The sequence below is a fragment of the Arthrobacter sp. zg-Y1171 genome (assembly GCF_025244845.1).
Classification (GTDB): Bacteria; Actinomycetota; Actinomycetes; order Actinomycetales; family Micrococcaceae; genus Arthrobacter_B.
In genome coordinates this window covers 2,915,392-2,933,442 of sequence record NZ_CP104264.1, presented here as the reverse complement: position 1 = coordinate 2,933,442, position 18,051 = coordinate 2,915,392, and the positions used below count along the sequence as shown (strand labels likewise).

Here is an 18,051-nt window from a genome sequence, read left to right as displayed (position 1 = left end):
TTAACCCTAGCCAGAAACGGTCAGGCCCTGAGGAGCAGTTCCCCGCAGGGAATTAGGAACCAGCCGTCCGGGGCACCGGCCCACTCCTGCCAGCCGGCGGCAAGCTGCGCCAGCAGGTGGCTGTCCGCCAGTCCGCGTTCCTGCGCCTGCTCCGCGAAGGCGGAGTGCAGTACGCGTTCGGACCAGGAGTCCGCGTGCCCGCGCCGCTCTTCCGGTGTTGCGTAGAGCCAGTTGGAGGATGAGGGTGTGACGTCGGTGAAGCCGGCCTCCAGCGCCCAGGCCAGCAGGTGCCGGCCGGCATCGGGCTCAGCGGAGTTGCCGCGGGCAATCTCCTGGTAGATCCGCATCCACTCCGCCAGCGCGGGCGTGGGCGGATGCCAGATCATGCCGGAGAAATCGGCGTCGCGCACCGCCACCAGTCCGCCCGGTTTGGCGACCCGGCGCATTTCCCGAAGTGCGGCCACCGGGTCCATCAGGTGCTGGAGCACCTGGTGGGCATGGACAACGTCGAACGTTTCGTCCGGAAAATCCAGGTCATAGACGTTCCCGGCAATAAAGGAGGCGTTGGCCAGTCCGCGTCCGGCCGCCCGTGCCCGGGCCTGGACAAGGACGTCTTCGGAGGAGTCCAGGCCCACCACCGGGCCCGGAGCCGCAAGCGCGGCGAAGTCGGCGGTGATGCTGCCCGGGCCGCAGCCGACGTCGAGAATGCTCACTCCCGGCTGCAGCTCCGGCAGCAGATACGCGGCGCAGTCCCGTGCCGTGCGGAGGGCATGGGCGTCCACCACGCTGCGGTGATGGCCGTGGGAATAGGTTTCGGAAGCCATGGCAGGACCCTACCGCCCGGCCCGCCGGAGAAGGGGAAGGTCCCGCTGCCGTGTTCCGCAACCTCCGGGCGCAAAGTTGAGCCTGAGACGCTCAAGTTTGTTGACAAAGAAGTACTGCTGAGTAAAGTTGAGTGCAGAACGCTCAATTGCTCTACGTGGCGATCCGCGGACCCTACCTGGCAGATTCGACTACAGGTGTGGTCCGGGCGGAGCCGTCACGAGATGCGGGTTTCTCCAAGGAAAGAGGAAGCAAATATGTCACGTGCAGTAGGTATTGACCTCGGTACTACCAACTCGGTTGTCTCGGTCCTGGAAGGCGGCGAGCCCACGGTTATCGCCAACGCCGAAGGCGGCCGCACCACTCCGTCCGTCGTAGCCTTCGCCAAGTCCGGCGAAGTCCTGGTCGGCGAGATCGCCAAGCGCCAGGCAGTCAACAACATTGACCGCACCATCGCTTCCGTCAAGCGCCACATGGGCACCGACTGGAACGTAGACGTGGACGGCAAGAAGTACACCGCCCAGGAGATCTCCGCCCGCATCCTGATGAAGCTGAAGAACGACGCCGAGGCGTACCTCGGCGAGAAGGTCACGGACGCCGTGGTCACCGTTCCCGCCTACTTCAACGACGCCGAGCGCCAGGCCACCAAGGAAGCCGGCGAGATTGCCGGCCTGAACGTGCTGCGCATCGTCAACGAGCCCACCGCGGCTGCCCTGGCCTACGGCCTGGACAAGGGCAAGGAAGACGAACTCATCCTGGTCTTCGACCTCGGCGGCGGCACCTTCGACGTTTCCCTGCTGGAAGTCGGCAAGGACGAAGACGAGTTCTCCACCATCCAGGTCCGTGCCACGGCCGGCGACAACCGCCTCGGCGGCGACGACTGGGACCAGCGGATTGTCGATTACCTGCTGAGCCAGGCCAAGGCCAAGGGTGCTGATCTGTCCAAGGACAAGATCGCCCTGCAGCGCCTGAAGGAAGCAGCGGAGCAGGCCAAGAAGGAACTCTCCTCGGCTACCTCCACCAACATCTCCCTGCAGTACCTCTCGGTCACCCCCGAAGGCCCGGTCCACCTGGACGAGCACCTGTCGCGTGCCAAGTTCCAGGACCTGACCAAGGACCTGCTGGACCGCACCAAGAAGCCGTTCAACGACGTCATCAGCGAAGCCGGCATCAAGGTTTCGGACATCGACCACATCATCCTCGTGGGCGGTTCCACCCGTATGCCCGCCGTCTCCGAACTGGTGAAGGAACTGGCCGGCGGCCAGGAGCCCAACAAGGGCGTGAACCCGGACGAGGTTGTGGCCGTGGGCGCTGCCCTGCAGGCCGGCGTGCTGAAGGGTGAGCGCAAGGACGTCCTCCTCATCGACGTCACGCCGCTGTCCCTGGGCATCGAAACCAAGGGCGGTGTGATGACCAAGCTGATCGAGCGCAACACGGCCATCCCCACCAAGCGCAGCGAGACCTTCACCACCGCGGATGACAACCAGCCGTCCGTGGCCATCCAGGTCTTCCAGGGCGAACGCGAGTTCACCCGCGACAACAAGCCGCTGGGTACGTTCGAGCTGACCGGCATTGCGCCGGCTCCGCGCGGCGTTCCGCAGATCGAGGTCACCTTCGACATCGACGCCAACGGCATTGTGCACGTGTCCGCCAAGGACAAGGGCACCGGCGCCGAGCAGTCCATGACCATCACCGGCGGGTCCTCCCTCAACAAGGAAGACATCGACCGGATGGTCCGCGAGGCCGAAGAGCACGCCGCGGAGGACAAGAAGCGCCGCGAGGCCGCCGACATCCGCAACTCGGCCGAGCAGCTCGCCTACTCGGTGGACAAGCTCCTCGCCGACAATGACGACAAGCTGCCCGAAGACGTCAAGACCGAGGTCAAGGGCGACGTCGACGCGCTGAAGAAGGCGCTCGAAGGCACGGACAACGACGACGAGGTCAAGACTGCGTTTGAGAAGCTGCAGGCTTCCCAGACCAAGCTGGGCGAAGCTATCTACGCCCAGGCCTCCGCCGCCGGTGCTGACAGCACCCCCGGTGCCGCTGACGGTGCTCCGTCCGGTGACGGCTCTGCCGCAGGCAGTGCTGCCGGTGACGAAGACATCGTTGACGCCGAAGTTGTCGACGACGAAGAAAAGAAGTAATCATGCCGGCGGAAAACGAGCACGGGAACACTCCCGAAGGTGAAGAGCCCGTAAAGGGCCAGGAAACGCCCGGCTCGGGCGAGACTGCGGATTCCGCCAACGGTGGCGCGGCAGGGGAGGAAGCTTCGGCTTCCGCCCCGGCCGCCGGGGCCGACGGAGATGCACTCTCCCAGGCGGAGCAGATCCTGAACAACGCCGACGTACCGGCCCAGCCTGCCGCGTCCGGTTCACCGGAAGCCGCTGAACTGCGCAACGACCTGCTGCGCCTGCAGGCCGAGTACGTGAACTACCGCAAGCGGGTGGAACGCGACCGCGACGTCGCCCGGGACATGGCTGTCATTGGAGTGCTGAACTCCCTGATGCCCGTCCTGGACGACATTGACGCCGCGCGCCAGCACGGCGACCTGGCGGAGGGCCCCTTCGCCGCGATCGCTACCAAGCTGGAAAACTCGCTGAAGACGTACGGACTCAGCCGCATCGATGAGACCGGGGTGGAGTTCGATCCGAACATCCACGAGGCACTCATCCAGCAGCAGAGCGCGGACGTAACGTTCGATACGGTGACGCAGATCCTGAGGGCCGGCTACAAGTCCGGCGACCGGGTCCTGCGAGCCGCGCAGGTGATTGTTTCGGTTCCGGAACAGTAGTTGCACCGTGTCCGGGGCCGCCGTAAAGCGGCCCCGGACATTTTTCCATCGGCAGGTCCCGCAGCAGGGGCAGCAGGCCCGGCAGCCGTGTTTTCGCGGCAATGCAGCGGGATTCGCAAATGAGGAAGGGACACCAATTGGCTAGTCAGGATTGGGTCGATAAGGACTTTTACAAGATTCTGGGTGTTCCCAAGGATGCGTCCGACGCCGACATCAAGAAGGCGTACCGCAAACTGGCGCGGAAGTACCATCCCGATCAGAACCAGGGCGACGCCAACTCCGAGCGGATGTTCAAGGACCTCTCCGAGGCGTATTCGGTCCTGTCCGACGCCGAGGAACGCCAGCAGTATGACGCCATCCGTGCCATGGGCAGCGGCGCCCGGTTTACTGCCGGCGGCCCCCAGGGCGGCGGCGGTGCCGGCGGAGCCGGCTTCGAGGACATCTTCGGTGACCTGTTCGGCCAGACCGCACGCGGCGGCGGCCGGCGGACCACCTTCAACGCGGGCGGCAGCAACATCCCGCCCGAATTCGCCGACCTTTTCGGCGGCGGCGGCTTCGGCGGCGGCGGTTTCGGCGCCCCGCCGCCCACCAAGGGTGCCGACCGCACGGCCAGCACCACCATTTCCTTCGCCGGGTCCATTAACGGAACCGTGATCGGCCTGCGCGAACCCAGCGGCGAAGTGGTGGAGGTCCGGGTGCCGGCCGGCGTCAAGGACGGCCAGAAGATCCGGGTGCGCGGCAAGGGCCAGCCCGGCGCCGCAGGCGCGGGGGACCTGATGGTCACCGTCCACGTCACGCCGCACGATTTCTTCACCCGCGAGGGCAACAACATCCGGATCCACGTTCCGGTCTCGTTCCCCGAGGCCGCCCTCGGTGCGACCATCGAGGTGCCCACCCTCACCTCCGACACCGTCCGGCTCAAGGTACCCGCCGGAACACCGTCGGGACGCACCCTGCGGGTCAAGGGCCGCGGCGTGCACACCTCCAAGGGCAACGGGGACCTGTTGGTGACTATCGACGTCGCCGTTCCCACCCACCTGAACAAGGACGCCCGGGAAGCCGTCGAGGCATTCGCCGACGCGACCAAGGGCGAGGACCCCAGGGCCGGATTGGCAGCAAAAGCACGGTTGTAATTCCGGCGCTCCGCTCCCCGGAGGGTGAACTTCCCGCGTTACCATTTCAACAGCAGTGAAGGAGGAACAATGGGCATAGACGTCAATGCGCCTATCTTCGTGATCTCCGTTGCCGCTGAGCTCGCGGAGATGCATCCGCAGACCCTCCGGCAATACGACCGGCTCGGGATTGTCCGTCCCAGCCGGGCTCCGGGGCGGTCCCGCCGTTACTCCCAGCGCGACATCGAACTGCTGCGCGAGGTCCAGAAGCTCTCCCAGGAGGGGGTCTCCCTCGAAGGCATCAAGCGGATCATGGAGCTGCAGAACCAAGTCACCGGCCTGCGCCAGCGGATCGTGGAACTCTCCACCGAACTGGACGAGGCCCAGCGGCGCGCCCCCGACCGCAGCCGCGTCTTCGCTGCCGGGCTCGCCGGCGACGTCGTCACCCTCAGCCGCGGGCAGCGCCCGCCGGCCGCCGCCACCGCCGTGCAGCAGCTGGGCCTGGTCTCGCTGATGGAACGCCGGAGCCGGCTGCGCGCGCTTCCCGCCGGCAAGTCCGCCGAACGGAACTACGCCGACGACGGCTACATCCAGTCGCTCTAAGCGCCGGCCTGCAGGGCCTTTATGACACAATGCCGGGATGCCATATGAGGAAACCCCCGTAGGTAGCGTCCAGGCGTTGTACCGCTATCCGGTCAAGTCGACCGCGGGCCAGGCGCTGCGCGCCTCCACCGTGACCGACCGGGGATTGCAGCATGACCGCCGGTGGGCGGTTTACACCGACGACGGCGGCATCGCCAGCGGCAAACGGACCCGGCGCTTCCGCCCCGTGCCCGGGTTAATGCAGTGGTCCTCCAGGATCGAGGACAGTGAAACTGCGCCGTTGCTGCTGAGCCCCGAGGGCCGTCAATATCGAGTCGATGATCCGGGCGCCTCCCGGGCGCTGAGCGCGGCCTTCGGCCGGGAACTGACCCTGCGGCCCGAAACCGCCGTCAGGCACCATGACGAGACACCCCTGCACCTGGTGACCACATCCTCACTTGCCGCACTCGAGGGCCTGGCCGGTGCGGTGGATGAGCGCCGCTTCCGTGCCAATATCGTCATCGACACCGGTTCCCGGCCGGCGTTCTGCGAGGACGGCTGGGTCGGCGCCGAACTGGTTCTCGGCGGCGAGGTCATTTTGCGTCTGGGGGAGGGGATGCCGCGCTGCGTGATGATCGACCAGGCGCAGGCCGGTGTCCCGGCGGAGCGCAAGGCGTTGAAGCTCCTCGGCGCGCACCACTCCGCGGAATTCGGGCTCCAGGCGCATGCCGTGCAGACCGGGAAGCTGCGGGTCGGAGACGTCGTCACCCTTCGCCGCAACCGAACCGCGTAACGGCTAGGTGCCGCCGCTCTGGTCAGGACCCGACGAGTCCGGTTCCGGGGGTCGGTCCCGCCCAGCCGTAGCGCAGGAGGACAGCTCCCTTTTCCGAAGCCTCCGGCGCCCCGAGCAGTCTCAGTTCCGCGGGCGGGCCGTCCGGAGGGAACAGGCGTTTCCCGGGGCCGACGACCACCGGATTCACCCACAGGTTCAGGGAGTCGAACATGCCGCCCGCGACGAGGGTGCGCGAGAAGTCGATGCTTCCGATGACATGGATTTCCCGGTGCCGCTCCCGTAAGCCTGCCATCGCCGTCGCCAGGTCCCCGTCGAGCAGGTGCGAGTCCCGCCACCGGCCCAGTTCCGGGGTTCCCCGCGATGCCACGTATTTGGGGACGGCATCGAACCTGCGTGCAATGCCGGAGTCCTCGCCCTCCAGTTGGTGCGGCCAGTAGGCGGCGAAGATGTCGTACGTCTTCCGCCCCAGCAGCAGCGCGTCCATGGACTGGATGCCCTCGTCCACCTGCGCACCGATGGTTTCGTCGAGAAGGGGAGCCTGCCAGCCGCCGTAGGCGAAGCCGCCCTCCAGGTCTTCCTCCGGGCCGCCCGGAGCCTGGGCGACACCGTCCAGCGTCATAAACAGATCGATGGAAACACGGCCGGACATGGTGCCCTCCCCGTTTTGATGACGGCACTGGTAACCGTGCCAGGCACCATGCTCGCGACGCCGCGTTGCACCTGTCAATGAGCGGGAGGCGAGCAGGCGGTCCCCCGGGAAGCAGCCGGAGGGCTAGCGCAGCCGCCGTGCGCGCAGCACAACATCCTCGGTGTGGTGGGCGCCCGCACCGCTGGCAACGTGCCGTGGGCGGGTTTCGTCGACCTCTGTCCGCCAATCGTCATCGAGCAGTGCGGCCACGTCGGCAACTCCCACGTACTCGTGAAGGTCAATTCCGCGGGCCTTCGCTTCCTCCGCAGTGGGCGGCGGATGGTGCACCCACAGGAGAACCCCGCCCGGCGCGACGGCGCGAAGCAGCGCGTGTTCCGCTTCGTTCCCGTCAGTCCGCAGGAGTACGGGGTACTGCGCCGAAACCAGGTCAAAGGACGCCGGCGGCAGGGCAGCCTCGACCAGACCGGCATGCACCCACTCCACCCGGACCGAACGCAGCCCGGCTTGGCGGGCCGCCCGGGCGAGGGCTACCCCCGAGACGTCCAGTGCAGTGACGTCCCACCCCTGTTCCGCCAGCCACAGGGCGTCTGCACCCTCACCGCAGCCCACATCCAAGGCGCGCGCGGGCCGGAGCCCCCGGGCCTCGCTGACCAGCACGGCATTCGGCTGCCCGCTCCACAGTTCGCTGCTGCCGGCGTAGCGCCGGTCCCACAGCTCCTCGACGGCTGCAGGATCCCGCGGCTGGAAATCGGAGGGCTCGGCGCTGCGTGTCACCGGCGGGTGTCAGCCTCCGGGCGAAGACGGATAAGGCGCTGGGGTCCGTCGTCGTCCAGCTCCACCAGGTCGCCGTGCGAGGAGAGGAAATCGGTGAAGGACCGGAAGCCCAGCGGCTTCTCGTTGAAGGCCGGGTCCATCCGGCGCATCTGGTTCTTGACCGTGCCCGTGTTGAGCCACTCGTCGGCGTCGCCCTTGGCGTGGCCGATCTGCAGGGCCCGTACGAGGAGTTCCGTGGCGAGGACACCCGGGTCGACGTCGTCGGCGGGTTCCGGCTCCTCAAACCCGGCCTGTCCCGTGTGCGAGAACATGGGGACCGTAGTGAGCCTGCGGGCAGGGGCGGGATCGGGCTGGGAATCCGTCGGGGCCGCGGTTTTCCCGGCAGCGGTATCCGCCGCGGCCGGAGCGGCGGCTGCGGCTTCGATGCCGGGAAGCGAGTCGTAATCCTCGAACTCATCGCAGGCCGCAGCGAGGGACGTGCTGGTCGACCCGGCGACGCCGATGCCGACGACGAAGCGGCCGAGCCGCTTGGACTTCTGCGCGAGGGCAATGTAATCGCTGTCGCCGGCCACGATGATGACATGGGTCAGGTCGGGCAGGCGGAAGAGGTCTTCGACGACGTCCACGGCGAGGCGGATATCCGCCCCGTTCTTGGTTCCGCGCGTGGTGGTGGTGAACAGCTGCGTGAGGTCCACTGCCCGGGACATCAGCTGGCGCTGGTAACTCGCGTTCACCGGCACCGACCAGTCGGCATAGGCGCGGTTGACCACGAGGGTGCCGAAGGAAGCGGCGAAATCGATAATGGCGTTGAAATCGACCGTGGCGGCGGTGAGCTTGGCGGCAACTTCGGGATCGGCCTCGCGGTTCGTCCGGTCGAAATTGCGGATACCGTCGCGCTGGAACGCGTTGCGGCCATGCAACTGCTGATAGCGCGAGATGACAATGTTGTCGAAATCGATGTAGAGGCCGACGCGTGCGTCGTTCGGTTCAGTCATTTCAGTTAGATCCTTCGGTAAGCAAGGTCGAAAATCAGTCGGCCGGCCTCGTGGGCCTTGTTCTCGAAGCTGGTCAGGGTACGGCCTTCGAAGCGCGGGGCCCAGCCGCCGCGGGTATCGACGTCGTCTTCCGGGGCCTTGTTCTCCAGGCCCTCCCGGTGCACGCGCGTCAGCGGGCTTTCTTCACCGGCACGCTCGCCGGCGTGCAGATTCTCGAACCGCGCCGATGCATCCAGCACCTCGCGCATCTGCACGGCGTAGTCGGACCAGTCGGTTGCCAGGCGCCACGTACCGCCGGGCTCCAGCACCCGGGCCACCAGCTCCGCGAAGGATTCCTTGACCAGGCGGCGCTTGTGGTGGCGGGTCTTGTGCCAGGGGTCGGGGAAGAACACCCAAACCTCCGCCACGGACCCGGCCGGGAGCATGCTGGCCAGCACCTCCGGGGCATTTGCCTGGACCACGCGGATATTCGTCAGGCCCTTCTGGCCGATCCGCTGCAGCGTCTGCGCCAGGCCGGGAAGATAGACCTCCACGGCAAGGAAGTCCTTGTCCGGATTCTGCTCGGCGGCATGGGCAACGGCTTCACCCAGGCCGGAGCCGATTTCGACGACGAGCGGAGCGGTGCGCCCGAACTCGGCGGCGGCGTCGAACACGTACCCGGGGTGCACCGAGGTGTCCGCTTCGTCACGCGGAACATCAACCACGAAGCGGTCGGAGAGTTCGTCCCAGGCCTGCTGGCGGCGGCCCTGCAGGCGCGAGCCGCGCCGGACAAAGGACACCGGAGAGCGGAAATGCTGCTCCTCGTCGGTGCCGGCGGCGGGATCCACCGGCCCGGTTTCGGCGGCGTCGGGCAGGGCTGGTTCAGTAGTCATTACTGTTAATGCTATCGGCTGCCGCGGGTCCGGATTTCACCGCAGCCCCCGCCCCCGATTAGGAAAGTTTCCGCATTGCGGTAAACTGGAGGCAGATGTTGGTCCTGCCACTGTTGAACCGTGCTTAAAATCCAAGGTTTAAACAGTGTGTGTAAGCAGTCCAGCCTGCGTCGATGAACGCTTTCTTTTGTCCCGCTTCAGTGCGGTAGACACTGTCTGACTTTTCTTCGGCGAACCCCCGGCCCAAACGGCGTTGGGGGCCTCTTACCGAAAGTTGCCTGTCTTTAATGACCACTTTTGCTGCCCTTGGTGTGCCCAAGGCACTTGTTTCCTCCCTCGCCGCCGCCGGAATTGACGAGGCCTTCCCCATCCAGGTGGAAACCCTTCCGGACACCCTCAAGGGCCGCGACGTCCTGGGCCGCGGCCGCACCGGCTCGGGCAAGACCCTCGCCTTCTCCCTCCCGCTGGTCACCCGGCTGGCCGAGAACGAGGCAGCCTACCGCCGCCGCCCGAACCGCCCGCTGGGCCTGGTCCTGGCGCCGACCCGCGAACTGGCCACGCAGATCAACAACGTGATTGAGCCGCTCGCGAAGGAACTGGGCCTGAACACCACCGTGATTTACGGCGGCGTGTCCCAGCAGCGCCAGGAAAAGGCACTCAAGGCCGGCGTCGATATCGTCATCGCCTGCCCGGGCCGCCTCGAAGACCTGATGAAGCAGAAGGTCATCAGCCTCGAGTCCGTCGAGATCACCGTCCTGGACGAGGCCGACCACATGGCGGACCTCGGCTTCCTGCCGGTTGTCCAGCGCCTGCTGGACCGCACTCCGGAAAAGGGCCAGCGGATGCTGTTCTCCGCCACGCTGGACAACGGCGTGGACAAGCTGGTCCGCCGTTACCTGTCCAACCCGCTGACGCACTCCGTCGATGAGCCGCAGGCAGCGGTGTCCACCATGGAGCACCACGTGCTGCTGGTCCAGGACCAGACCGCCAAGAAGCTGCTGGTCAAGGAACTGGCCGGTGGCCAGGGCCGCCGCATCATGTTCATGCGCACCAAGCACCACGCCCGCAAGATGGCCCAGTTCCTCACGGACAACGGAATCCCCACGGTGGACCTGCACGGCAACCTGTCCCAGAATGCCCGTGACCGCAACCTGGCGGAGTTCGCGTCCGGCGACGTCCGCGTCCTGGTCGCCACCGACGTCGCCGCCCGCGGCGTCCACGTGGATGACGTTGAACTCGTGGTCCACATTGATCCGCCCACGGAGCACAAGGCCTACCTCCACCGTTCAGGCCGTACGGCCCGCGCCGGATCCAGCGGAACCGTGGTGACGCTGACCCTCCCGGAGCAGAAGAGCGAGGTGTCGAAGCTGATGAAGGCTGCCGGCGTCGACGTTTCCATCGAGAAGGTCAGCCATAATTCGCCGTCCATCGCCAAGCTTGTCGGCGAACGCGCGGCCGTTGTGGAACCGCACGTCCGCGCTGCGCAGCTTGCAGCCAAGTCCCCGCAGCAGGGCGGCGGCCGCTCCACCGGCGCCAACGCCCAGCGCAAGCGCGCAGCCCGCAGCACGGGTGCTCCCCGCGCCGGCGGACGCGGCGGTACAGGCGGACGCGGCCGCGTTTCGGCTGAACGCCCGGACCGCAGCGAACGCAACGACCGCGCAGCAGCAGGCGACGACCTGCGTACGCAGCGTCCGGCCCGGTCTTCGGACGGACGCCGCAACAGCGCATCGGCTGCGACCGCATCCGGCCGTAACCGCCGCCCGGCAACCGGCCAGCGCGCCGAGGGTGCCGGCGGCGGCCAGCGTGCAGGCGGAGTCTCCCGCGGCGCCGGTGCAGCTTCCGGCCGTCCGGCACGCGCCGCCGGTCCCCGCCGCGCCACCGCGCCGGCGTCGAACGAACGCCGTTCCCGCTAAGGCATAGCAACAGCCGAAAGAGGCGCCGCACCCACGAGGTGCGGCGCCTCTTTTGGCGTCTGCTTTACGCGCGAGCGGGCTACTCCGTGTAGAGCCCCATTCCACGCAGCACATTGCGGCGGGCAGCATTGGAGAGAAGGAACCGGCGGCCGGTTGTCAGTTCCGGTTCAATGCGGACAAACGCGTTTTTCGGCCCCGTCTGCCAGGGGAAGAGCGGGAGTTCCTCGGAATCCAGGATCTCCGAGAAGTCTTCGAGCAGGGTGGCGCTGCCCTTGAGCACCACGCTCCAGGCGGAGGACAGCGTGTCATCATAACCGTCAATTTCGAACGCAACCCGATTGCCCGAGAGCGCGCCGGCCAGCTTGGTTCCGGTCGCGGTGCGGAAAACCACCGTGCCGTGGTCAACGGCGAAGTTAACGGGGAAAATGTCGGGATGTCCGTCGACAATCACGGCGAGCCGGCCGAACTTGGCTTGCCGGACGTAGGTCCAGCACTGGCTGGAAGTCAGGTGGTCTGCGGGGTTCTCGTCGCTGATCGGCATGGCGCCAGTCTAGGACAGGTGCAGGCGGGCGGGTATGCAGGCGGCGAAGCCGTGGCTAATCAGTACCGGGTAGAGAACAATGGAGCCATGAAAGCGATCCTGAACGTCATCTGGCTTCTGTTCGGCGGTATCTGGCTTGCCCTCGGTTATGCACTGGCGGGTGTGGTCTGCTGCCTGCTGATTGTCACCATCCCGTTCGGTATCGCATCCTTCCGCATCGCCAACTATGCGCTCTGGCCGTTCGGTCGGACGGTCGTGGACCGGGGCGGGTTCACCGGCCCGCTCAGCCTGCTGGGAAACATCATCTGGCTGCTGCTGGCCGGCATCTGGATCGCCATTGGACACATCCTGACGGCCATCCCCATGTTCGTGAGCATCGTCGGGATTCCGCTGGGCATCGCGAATTTGAAGATGCTGCCGATTTCGCTGATGCCGCTGGGCAAGGTCATAGTGCCTACGGACACCTGGCAGATCACTCCGTACGCCGGGAACGCGTACCGGCAGCCGGGCTACCAGGGCCGGGTTGCACCCCGGCAGCAGTGGCCCTCCTGAGCCGTTCCCTTCGCGGTTAGCCCTGGGCGCCCTCAAGGAAGGCCTTCATCAGCGGCCCGCCTGAGGTGGAGCCCCGCTCACCCTGCTCCACGAACACCGCAACGGCCAGGTCGCCCTGGATCGCCAGCACCCATGCGTGGGTTTCCGGCGGCGTCTGGCTGCCGAACTCAGCGGTTCCGGTCTTGGCGAGCACGGGTTCGCCCGGCACGCCGAGCAGCATCTGCACTCCGCCTTCGGCGACGACGGCGCGCATCATTTCCCGCAGCGATGCGGCTTCCTCTGCCGTGAGGTTCCCCGGCACCGGAGCTGTCGTTTCCGGAGCGGAAGCGGTGGGAGAAGCCGAAGCGGACCCGCCGGCCGGGGCCGGCGAGGCGGATTCCCGGATCAGCGTGGGGGAGACCCGTTCACCCTTGCCGATAGAGGCACCGGCAACCGCCATGGCGAGCGGGGAGACCAGGACCTGCCCCTGTCCGATCAGCGAGGCTGCATGTTCGGTGCCTTCAGCCTCCGCCGGCACGGAGCCCAGGAACGCGTCCGTGCCGATCGAAGCATCCACACCGATACCCAGGTCTCCGGCGGCAGCGGAGAGGCCCTGCTGGGAAACGGTGCCCTGGGCATTGAGGAAGGCAGTGTTGCACGAGTTCGCGAATGCCGTGCGCAGTGGGATGCTGCCAGTGGCCTCGGCCGGGTAGCCGGGGACGTTGTTGAACTTCCGGCCGTCGACGTTAAGTTCGGACGGGCACTCCACAGTGCTGTCCGGTGTGGTGCCGTTACGCAGCATTGCCAGCGCGGTGGCTGTCTTGAACGTGGATCCCGGCGGGTACTGGCCCAGGAGGGCGGTTTGCTGGCCTTCGCTGCCGGGGCCGTTCGCCACGGTCAGGATTTCGCCGGTGGAGGGCTGGATGGCCACGATGGCGGACGCCGACGGCTCCTGCTCCAGGACTTCCTCAGCCAGCTGCTGCAGCCGTGGATCCAGGGTGGTCTGCAGATCAGCACCCGTCTGCGGGTCGATGCTCTTGACGGTGTCGCTGGTTCCGGCTGCATTTTCGACGGTGACTGTTACGCCGGGACTGCCCTGGAGCTGCGGGTTGTACTGCTTCTGCAGCCCGGACAGACCGGTCTGGTCCCCGGCGGACACCCTGCCCTCGGATTCCTCAACCAATTCCGCAGTCGCCTCGCCCACTGTGCCCAGCAGGGCACGGGCAAAGCTGCGGGTGGGCGCCAGGATCCGCTGCGCGGGTATGGCAAGTGCGCCGGGGATGGCTTCGATGGCCGCCGGGGTTGCCGGTCCCTCAGCTTCCTCACGCTGGACAAGCGCCTCGACAAAGGCTTCGGGGCCGGAGGCCTGCACCTGGGCGGTGTACGAGGATGGGTCCAGCCCCACCAGTTCGGCCAGTGCCGCCGACGAGGACGCATACTGCTCCTCGGAGAGATCCGGCTTGTTGATGCCGATGCGGAGCACCGGCCGCGCGTTCATCAGCGGTTCCCCGTTGCGGTCGAGGATGTCTGCGCGGCCGCCTGGAGTAGTGGAGCGGACCAGCCGATCGCCGTCGACAAGGGGACTGAACAGGACGGATGGCGCCCACTCAACCAGCCACTTGTCGTCTTCTCCGCGGCGGAGCTGGGCGGAGCTCTCATAGGTCCAGTCCGGCTCCGAATCACTGTTGACGTCCCAGGCGTAGGTCAGCCGTGCGGTGGCGGCGGCGTCGTCGTCCTCGTCTTCCTCAACGCCGGCCACCGCGACGGCAGGGCGGATCGGGCCCATGCCGGCGAGCAGCTCTTCCAGCTCGGCATTCACGTCGGCGGGGGTGCCCGCCGTAAAGGCAGACGCCGAAACATCCATCTGGCTCAGGCCCTCCGCCAATTCGGCGGCGGCGTTGTCAGGCGCCGGCTTGTCCCCCGAGCAGGACACCAGGGTCAGGGCCAGGGCGGCCACGGCAAGGACGGAAACGGAAGTACGGTTTTTCCCCATCCGCACAGGCTACCGGGGGCGGGCCCCGACTATGGATTCCGGACACGCAAAAGGACGGTGCGGAATCTATCAAAGGGACTTGCGCTGTTCCGATTTCCTCGATGTGGCTCACCATCGGTGCCCGTCTGCTGTGATCCCGGGGCCGGTTTGCCCCGGTCGGGAACCCTGTGCAGGGCATGTTTTCCCTGCTACGGTTTTTGGAAACGGCCAGGGACGTGGCCTTATAAATACAACTCGCTTCCACCGGCACCCTGCGGACAGCCGGAACGGCCGCAAAGGCCGCTGGAGGACCGGATCGGTTGCCGGTTGTTCTACGGCAGGAGTGGGCAAAATGTCCGATCTGGACATAATTCTCGAGAAGACGGTGCGGTCCTACGGGCGGCGGCAGATCCAGGCCGGCCACGCACTGATGATCGTCATGGCACGCGATATCCCATACCCCATCGGAGAAGTGTGGTCCGCCCTCGCGGATCCGGAACGATTGGGTCAATGGGTGGCGCTTCCCGAAGGGGACCTGCGGCGAGGCGGCACCTACAGTCTCCCGGACGGATCCCACGGAGCGATCCTCCGTTGTGACGGCCCCCGCCTTCTGACCGTGTCCTGGGCGCGGGAAGGAACCTCCGCTGCCGAGGTGGAATTTCACCTGACCGGGGAGAACGGCGATACCCGGCTGGAACTGCGGTACGCCTCGGTGCGCAAGGGATTCGCGGTAACCGCGGCCCCCGGCGCAGGACTCTGGACCGGCGGTGCGGGGTGGGAATACTTCCTCGACGTCCTGGAAGAGTACCTGGCCGGGAATATCCCCGAGGAGCCGCCCGGGATCCGTTTTGAAATCGAAGCAGCCGGGCCGCTGGCACAGCTCTTTGAAGCGCGGAACGAACGCTGGCGAAGGACGGCAGATGAATTTGACCGGGAGCACATCCCTTAGGCGTCCCCAGTCGCGGTGGTGCGCTAGAGAACTTTACTTCCAAAGTTGAGCGAACTAGACTCAACTTTGTTTAGCATTGCGGAAGCATTCTTCGCTGAGGTTTTGAGGAGCCACCGTGGACACCAAATTCACGAACAAGAGCCAGGAAGCACTTTCGGCTGCGGCCATGAACGCGAACACTGCGGGGAATCCGCAGATTGAACCGGCGCATCTGCTGAAAGCGCTTATGGATCAGCGGCAGGGGGTCGCCGTCGCCCTCCTGAAGGCTGCAGGAATCAATGTGGACACCGTCAGCGCCGCTGCCAGCACCGCCATTCACCAGCTGCCTTCCTCCTCCGGCAGCTCGGTGGCGCAGCCCCAGTTTTCCAGGCCCCTGCTTCAAGTCATCAACGCGGCGCAGCAGGAGGCAGAGAAGCTGGGGGATGCCTTTGTCTCCACCGAACACCTCCTGCTCGGGTTGTCCCTCGACAACGGTCCCGCAGGAAAAGCGCTTCGGGACAACAACGCCGGGCACGACGCGCTCAGCGCCGTGCTTCCAACCGTACGAGGAGACCGCAAAGTGACCAACGCTGATCCGGAGAACACCTTCCAGGCCCTGGAAAAATTCAGTACCGACCTGACGGAAATGGCCCGCTCGGGCAAGCTGGACCCCGTGATCGGGCGGGACGCCGAGATCCGGCGCGTCATCCAGGTACTCAGCCGCCGCACCAAGAACAACCCGGTACTCATTGGCGAGCCGGGCGTGGGCAAGACAGCGGTCGTCGAAGGACTGGCCCAGCGCATCATTGCTGGGGACGTGCCCGAGAGTCTGAGCGGCAAGACCCTGCTGTCCCTTGACCTGGGATCCATGGTCGCCGGTGCCAAGTACCGCGGCGAGTTCGAAGAGCGGTTCAAAGCCGTACTCGAGGAAATCTCCAATGCCGAAGGCCAGATCGTCACCTTCATCGACGAGCTGCACACCGTAGTAGGGGCGGGTGCGGCCGAAGGGTCCATGGATGCCGGCAATATGCTTAAGCCAATGCTGGCGCGCGGAGAGCTGCGGCTGATCGGCGCCACCACGCTGGACGAATACCGCGAAAATATCGAAAAGGATGCGGCATTGGAGCGCCGTTTCCAGCAGGTATACGTGGGCGAGCCCAGCGTCCCGGACACCATCGGCATCCTGCGCGGCCTGAAGGAGCGGTACGAGGCCCACCACAAGGTCGCTATCGCCGACTCCGCCCTGGTTGCCGCCGCAACGCTGTCCAACCGCTACATCACCGGACGCCAGCTTCCGGACAAGGCCATTGACCTGGTGGATGAGGCTGCTTCCCGCCTGCGGATGGAAATCGACTCCGCGCCCGAGGAGATCGATGAGCTCCGGCGTGCCGTGGACCGGCTCACCATGGAGGAACTCGCACTGGCGAATGAAACGGACGAGGCCTCGATTGAGCGGCTGGCCGTCCTGCGCGAAGACATGGCCAATAAAAAGGAACAGCTGGCCGCGCTCAACGCCCGGTGGGAAGCCGAAAAGGCAGGCCTCAACCGCGTCGGTGACATCAAGGCCCAGATTGACGAGCGGCGGAGTGAGGCGGAGAAGTTCCAGCGCGACGGCGACCTCACGGAAGCCTCCCGCATCCTGTACGGCGAAATCCCGGCTCTCCAGAAGGAACTGGAAGCAGCGCAGCAGGCGGAGGCGAACAGTTCCGGAGAAGAAACCCGTGAACTGATGGTCTCCGAGGAAGTCACCGCAGACGACATTGCCGAAGTGGTCTCCGCCTGGACGGGTATCCCCGCCGGGCGGATGCTGCAGGGCGAATCCCAGAAACTGCTGGACATGGAAGAAGCCATCGGCTCGCGCCTGATCGGGCAGGGCAAGGCCGTGGCGGCGGTCTCGGACGCCGTGCGCCGCTCGCGGGCAGGCGTCAGCGACCCGGACCGCCCCACCGGTTCCTTCCTGTTCCTAGGCCCCACCGGCGTCGGCAAGACCGAGCTGGCGAAGGCCCTGGCGGACTTCCTCTTCGACGACGAGCGGGCCATGGTCCGCATCGACATGAGTGAGTACTCCGAGAAGCACGCGGTATCCCGCCTGGTGGGTGCGCCTCCCGGATACGTGGGCTATGAAGAGGGCGGCCAGCTCACCGAAGCAGTGCGCCGCCGCCCCTACTCGGTGATCCTGCTGGACGAAGTGGAGAAGGCGCATCCGGACGTCTTCGACATCCTGCTGCAGGTGCTCGACGACGGCCGGCTGACTGACGGCCAGGGCCGGACGGTGGACTTCCGCAACGTCATCCTGATCCTGACGTCCAACCTCGGGTCCCAGTTCCTGGTGGACCCGGGCCTGACCGAGGAGCAGAAACGCGAATCGGTGATGTCCATGGTCAACGCGAACTTCAAGCCGGAGTTCCTCAACCGGCTCGACGACGTGATCCTGTTCGATCCGCTGAGCCTGGAGGACCTGACCCGGATCGTGGACATCCAGGTGCGTGCCCTGGCCAACCGCCTCCACGAGCGCAGGCTGGTGCTTGACGTGACCGATGCAGCACGGGAATGGCTGGCGCTGACCGGCTACGACCCTGCGTACGGTGCCCGGCCCCTGCGCCGCCTGGTGCAGCGTGAAATCGGCGACCAGCTGGCCCGCGGAATCCTGGCCGGAAAGATCAGCGACGGCAACACGGTCCTGGTGGATAGGCCCGCAGACGGTCTGGACGGGGACGGGCTGGTGGCCGAGCCCGGGCTGACGGTGGCAGCGGTCTAGGTCCGAAGACCAAAAAGG

The 18,051-nt window shown here is 66.3% G+C and carries 15 protein-coding genes and 1 pseudogene; 9 read left to right on the top strand and 7 right to left on the bottom strand.

The annotated features are described in order from the left end of the window. Positions 1-20: 20 nt before the first annotated feature. On the bottom strand, positions 21-824 hold the full coding sequence (locus N2L00_RS13735; RefSeq protein WP_255862500.1) for a methyltransferase domain-containing protein: 804 nt from the start codon (positions 822-824) through the stop codon (positions 21-23). Positions 825-1,079: 255 nt separating this feature from the next. Between N2L00_RS13735 and dnaK the strand changes: the two genes are divergently transcribed. The 5 genes and pseudogenes from dnaK to N2L00_RS13710 all read left to right on the top strand — a co-directional run bounded on the left by dnaK (position 1,080) and on the right by N2L00_RS13710 (position 6,100). Then, complete coding sequence (gene dnaK / locus N2L00_RS13730; protein WP_255765094.1) at positions 1,080-2,966, top strand: molecular chaperone DnaK; 1,887 nt, start codon at positions 1,080-1,082, stop codon at positions 2,964-2,966. Positions 2,967-2,968: 2 nt separating this feature from the next. Continuing rightward, a complete protein-coding gene (locus tag N2L00_RS13725; RefSeq protein WP_255765093.1) occupies positions 2,969-3,613 on the top strand; it encodes a nucleotide exchange factor GrpE in 645 nt (214 codons plus the stop codon). 137 nt (positions 3,614-3,750) lie between these two features. Beyond that, entirely contained in the window at positions 3,751-4,746 is a 996-nt protein-coding gene (locus N2L00_RS13720; RefSeq protein WP_255862501.1) for a DnaJ C-terminal domain-containing protein, read from the top strand. A 69-nt stretch (positions 4,747-4,815) separates the two neighbouring features. After that, a pseudogene (locus tag N2L00_RS13715) lies at positions 4,816-5,214 on the top strand (heat shock protein transcriptional repressor HspR); the annotation flags it as partial. Between the two features lie 151 nt (positions 5,215-5,365). Beyond that, the gene (locus N2L00_RS13710; RefSeq protein WP_255862502.1) at positions 5,366-6,100 is read left to right on the top strand and encodes an MOSC domain-containing protein; all 735 of its coding nucleotides are present in this window, start codon (positions 5,366-5,368) and stop codon (positions 6,098-6,100) included. A 22-nt stretch (positions 6,101-6,122) separates the two neighbouring features. Here the strand turns inward: N2L00_RS13710 and N2L00_RS13705 are convergent, their stop codons facing one another. The 4 genes from N2L00_RS13705 to trmB form a co-directional block, all read right to left on the bottom strand. Next, the gene (locus N2L00_RS13705; RefSeq protein ID WP_255862503.1) at positions 6,123-6,749 is read right to left on the bottom strand and encodes a dihydrofolate reductase family protein; all 627 of its coding nucleotides are present in this window, start codon (positions 6,747-6,749) and stop codon (positions 6,123-6,125) included. 123 nt (positions 6,750-6,872) lie between these two features. Continuing rightward, the gene (locus tag N2L00_RS13700) at positions 6,873-7,523 is read right to left on the bottom strand and encodes a bifunctional 2-polyprenyl-6-hydroxyphenol methylase/3-demethylubiquinol 3-O-methyltransferase UbiG (protein WP_255862504.1); all 651 of its coding nucleotides are present in this window, start codon (positions 7,521-7,523) and stop codon (positions 6,873-6,875) included. After that, entirely contained in the window at positions 7,520-8,518 is a 999-nt protein-coding gene (locus N2L00_RS13695) for an NYN domain-containing protein (protein ID WP_227919205.1), read from the bottom strand. The genes N2L00_RS13700 and N2L00_RS13695 overlap by 4 nt, the downstream gene beginning before the upstream one ends. A 5-nt stretch (positions 8,519-8,523) precedes the next feature. Continuing rightward, positions 8,524-9,390 carry a tRNA (guanosine(46)-N7)-methyltransferase TrmB gene (gene trmB / locus N2L00_RS13690; protein WP_255862505.1) on the bottom strand — a complete coding sequence of 289 codons (867 nt, stop codon included), beginning with the start codon at positions 9,388-9,390 and terminating at the stop codon, positions 8,524-8,526. Positions 9,391-9,677: 287 nt separating this feature from the next. Here trmB and N2L00_RS13685 point away from each other — a divergent pair, with 287 nt between their 5' ends. Further along, positions 9,678-11,303: a DEAD/DEAH box helicase gene (locus N2L00_RS13685; RefSeq protein ID WP_255862506.1), complete on the top strand. Its 1,626-nt coding sequence runs from the start codon at positions 9,678-9,680 to the stop codon at positions 11,301-11,303. A gap of 79 nt (positions 11,304-11,382) precedes the next feature. On the opposite strand, the gene N2L00_RS13680 is transcribed toward N2L00_RS13685, so the two are convergent. Continuing rightward, positions 11,383-11,844, bottom strand: a complete 462-nt coding sequence (locus N2L00_RS13680) for a pyridoxamine 5'-phosphate oxidase family protein (RefSeq protein ID WP_255862507.1) — start codon at positions 11,842-11,844, stop codon at positions 11,383-11,385. 87 nt (positions 11,845-11,931) lie between these two features. Between N2L00_RS13680 and N2L00_RS13675 the strand changes: the two genes are divergently transcribed. Next, positions 11,932-12,396, top strand: coding sequence for a YccF domain-containing protein (locus tag N2L00_RS13675; RefSeq protein WP_255862508.1), 465 nt, complete (start codon positions 11,932-11,934; stop codon positions 12,394-12,396). 16 nt (positions 12,397-12,412) lie between these two features. On the opposite strand, the gene N2L00_RS13670 is transcribed toward N2L00_RS13675, so the two are convergent. Continuing rightward, positions 12,413-14,368: a penicillin-binding transpeptidase domain-containing protein gene (locus N2L00_RS13670; RefSeq protein WP_255862509.1), complete on the bottom strand. Its 1,956-nt coding sequence runs from the start codon at positions 14,366-14,368 to the stop codon at positions 12,413-12,415. A gap of 331 nt (positions 14,369-14,699) precedes the next feature. Here N2L00_RS13670 and N2L00_RS13665 point away from each other — a divergent pair, with 331 nt between their 5' ends. After that, positions 14,700-15,296 carry an SRPBCC domain-containing protein gene (locus N2L00_RS13665; RefSeq protein WP_255765082.1) on the top strand — a complete coding sequence of 199 codons (597 nt, stop codon included), beginning with the start codon at positions 14,700-14,702 and terminating at the stop codon, positions 15,294-15,296. A 115-nt stretch (positions 15,297-15,411) separates the two neighbouring features. Further along, complete coding sequence (gene clpB, locus N2L00_RS13660) at positions 15,412-18,033, top strand: ATP-dependent chaperone ClpB (protein WP_255862510.1); 2,622 nt, start codon at positions 15,412-15,414, stop codon at positions 18,031-18,033. Positions 18,034-18,051 lie beyond the last annotated feature (18 nt).

What these genes read in the sequence shown, in the direction of transcription:
- N2L00_RS13735 (WP_255862500.1), bottom strand. Translation starts at nt 824, where the DNA reads ATGGCTTCCGAAACCTATTCCCACGGCCATCACCGCAGCGTGGTGGAC.
- dnaK (WP_255765094.1), top strand. Translation starts at nt 1,080, where the DNA reads ATGTCACGTGCAGTAGGTATTGACCTCGGTACTACCAACTCGGTTGTC.
- N2L00_RS13725 (WP_255765093.1), top strand. Translation starts at nt 2,969, where the DNA reads ATGCCGGCGGAAAACGAGCACGGGAACACTCCCGAAGGTGAAGAGCCC.
- N2L00_RS13710 (WP_255862502.1), top strand. Translation starts at nt 5,366, where the DNA reads ATGCCATATGAGGAAACCCCCGTAGGTAGCGTCCAGGCGTTGTACCGC.
- N2L00_RS13705 (WP_255862503.1), bottom strand. Translation starts at nt 6,749, where the DNA reads ATGTCCGGCCGTGTTTCCATCGATCTGTTTATGACGCTGGACGGTGTC.
- N2L00_RS13695 (WP_227919205.1), bottom strand. Translation starts at nt 8,518, where the DNA reads ATGACTGAACCGAACGACGCACGCGTCGGCCTCTACATCGATTTCGAC.
- trmB (WP_255862505.1), bottom strand. Translation starts at nt 9,390, where the DNA reads ATGACTACTGAACCAGCCCTGCCCGACGCCGCCGAAACCGGGCCGGTG.
- N2L00_RS13685 (WP_255862506.1), top strand. Translation starts at nt 9,678, where the DNA reads ATGACCACTTTTGCTGCCCTTGGTGTGCCCAAGGCACTTGTTTCCTCC.
- N2L00_RS13680 (WP_255862507.1), bottom strand. Translation starts at nt 11,844, where the DNA reads ATGCCGATCAGCGACGAGAACCCCGCAGACCACCTGACTTCCAGCCAG.
- N2L00_RS13675 (WP_255862508.1), top strand. Translation starts at nt 11,932, where the DNA reads ATGAAAGCGATCCTGAACGTCATCTGGCTTCTGTTCGGCGGTATCTGG.
- N2L00_RS13670 (WP_255862509.1), bottom strand. Translation starts at nt 14,368, where the DNA reads ATGGGGAAAAACCGTACTTCCGTTTCCGTCCTTGCCGTGGCCGCCCTG.
- N2L00_RS13665 (WP_255765082.1), top strand. Translation starts at nt 14,700, where the DNA reads ATGTCCGATCTGGACATAATTCTCGAGAAGACGGTGCGGTCCTACGGG.